Consider the following 2,674-nt stretch of genomic DNA (forward strand, 5'->3'; position numbering starts at 1 on the left):
AGAACGCCAATGCACATATCGGCAAAGTTCTTAAACAAGACGTTGACCGTGTTGTTCGCGGGGCTCATTCCTGCCTCCAGCGAAGCAAAGCCGGCCTGCATGAAAAGGACGAGGACAGCAGATATGAACAGCACTAAGTTGTCGATTGAATATCGGACGACTTCAAGCGTGCTCTGTTCATCAGCCGCGACTGGAGTGACGACCAAGCACAAAACACCTAATGCTGTAACGTAAGCTGGCCATTTCAATGTTTGCTTCATTTCTTCCCTGCTCCCGCGTCCGTCGTCATGGTCTCTGAGGCATGGAGGCGCTTGGTCTCGTTGAGAATTTGGCACATCCGTTTGGTTAAACTAGACGGCTTGCTTTTGGTGTTGCAAGTGGCGCAGCTCGGGTGCGCCTCAGCTCAACGTCCCTGACGCGCTATGGCGGCAACGACTACTAGCCTGACTTTCTCCCAGTCGTGAGGAGCATCGGGGCTCCGACTCAGAGAAAGTTGTTTTGCGAGAACGACTTGATCTGAGACGGAGATGATCCCCGATGTCGACAGAGTGTATCCAGGCCGGGCTTGATTTGGGAAGGTCTGGCGGACGCAAACTTGTGGGCGCCTTCGATGGGGGCGCGATCACGTCGAATGGCGGTGTGGCGCTGCTCGCCGGAGCCGACCGGAAGCTGAAGCTCGCCGAGCGGCTGGCGGCTTGCTTCACGGACTACCGCGTGTCGGAGGCCATCACGCACACGCTCCCTGACCTGCTGCGCCAGCGCATCTTCGGACTTGCGCTCGGCTATGAAGATCTCATCGACCACGATGCGCTCCGGCACGATCCGGCGCTTGCAGCCGTCATCGACAAGCCGGGCCGTGCGCTTGCCGGCAAGTCGACACTGAACCGCCTGGAGCATGCCTCCAAGATCGGGCAGGATCGCCACCACAAGCTCGACCACAATACAGCCGCCATCGAGCGGTTGTTCGTAGATCTGTTCATCGAGGCTCATCGCGAAGCTCCGCTGCGCATCGTCATCGACCTGGATGCCACCGATGATCCGCTCTACGGCGAACAGGAAGGTCGGCACTTCCACGGCTACTACGACTGCTATTGCTATCTGCCATTGTATGTCTTCTGCGGCAGGCATTTGCTGGCGGCAAAGCTTCGGTCTTCGGCCAATGATGCCGCCGACGGTGCAGCGCAAGAGGTTGCCCGCATTGTCGACCAGATCCGCCGACATTGGCCCACAACCACCATCGTCATCCGTGCCGATAGCGGCTTCTGCCGTGACGATCTCATGGACTGGTGCGAGACGAACGGCGTGCAGTACGTGCTCGGGCTGGCTGGCAACGAACGGCTCGCGACCCAGATAAAACCGGAACTCAAAGCCGCCAAACGCAAGGCGAAGCGTACAGGACAGCCGGCCCGCGTGTTCGCCGACTTCCAGTATCGCACGCGCAAAAGCTGGTCAGCGGAGCGCCGTGTCATCGCCAAGGCGGAACACACCAACGGATCAGCCAATCCGCGCTTCATCGTCACCAATATCCATCCAGCGTACGGCTCGGCACGCTTCCTCTACGAGACTGTCTACTGCCAACGCGGCGAGATGGAGAACCGGCTGAAGGAATGTCAGGGCGATCTCTTCGCTGACCGCACGCCGACACCGACCATGCGCGCCAATCAGCTCAGGCTCTGGTTGTCCTCGCTCGCATACGTCTTGATGTGTGCAGTGCGCCGCATCGGCCTTGCTGGTACCAAGCTCGCGGTTGCGACCTGCGGCACGATCCGGTTGAAGCTTTTGAAGCTCGGTGCCCGGGTCACGATCTCGGTGCGCCGCGTGAAACTTGCGTTTGCGTCGAGCTGTCCGGCTGCCGACCTCTTCGCTATCGCTACCCGACGATTATGCACCTGAGGCCATGAAGGCCGCGCAACCCAGGGCATCAACAATAGAGGAACAGCACCGAGCCTACGCACCGCCAGCCGGTGGAATGACGGCGCTCGTCTCGTCTGCTACCCCAGATTACGGCAGCCTTGCGTCGCCAGCGATCCATGCTCATCAGCCATGCTGGGAGAAAGCCGGGCTAGGTGCCGACGACGTATGGCCACCGCCGGCCCCTGGAGTGTTCTGGGGGACAATAATCGGCTCGACGACGCGCAAACCATTTAAGTCCGTGCGACGCTAATCGATCATGTCTGCTATCCAAACTGAAGGCCGTCATTGGCGGATCCGGCGTTGACGAGCTAGCCGCCTCCGCCCACGATGTCCGCAGATGTAGGTGCTTCGACCGTCTGTAACGCCGGGCGAGAGGGCTCCCTCAACTCATGCTGTCGGATCTGCCCAGTGAGATGACGGCTAGGCCCTAAAAGCTGACCGTCAGTACGCGAGGCGAATGTGTAGGTTTTCGGATGGCGGCCGGACGACCGCAGTTCTGAAACGTCGCGAATGCCCCACTGCGGTGCTCATCACGTGCAGCGTCTCAGGTCTTCGCCACGACGAGCGCTGATGACGCTGCGACAAGAACACTGCTGGCCATGGAATAGTCATAGGCACTCCGCCTCCGCTGTGACTCTGTTTCCTGCTATAAGGGCGAACCAACAGTTCGGCGGCTTCTATGGGGCTATTCAAAGCCGGAAAATTCACCTTCTGCTTTCAGCATGTTTGCCGCGAAGTGCAACAAACGGTTTGCTCGCTC

Annotated in this window: 1 protein-coding gene and 1 pseudogene; one reads left to right on the forward strand and one right to left on the reverse strand. The window is 59.4% G+C overall.

Annotation, left to right across the window (positions count from 1 at the left end; translation table 11 throughout):
- Positions 1-260, reverse strand: a pseudogene (locus AC33YF_RS13615) (hypothetical protein); the annotation flags it as partial.
- A gap of 277 nt (positions 261-537) precedes the next feature.
- On the opposite strand from AC33YF_RS13615, the gene AC33YF_RS13620 reads away from it, so the two are divergent.
- Entirely contained in the window at positions 538-1,893 is a 1,356-nt protein-coding gene (locus tag AC33YF_RS13620) for an IS1380 family transposase (protein ID WP_491777755.1), read from the forward strand.
- Positions 1,894-2,674 lie beyond the last annotated feature (781 nt).

It is taken from the genome of Methyloceanibacter sp., from assembly GCF_058506495.1.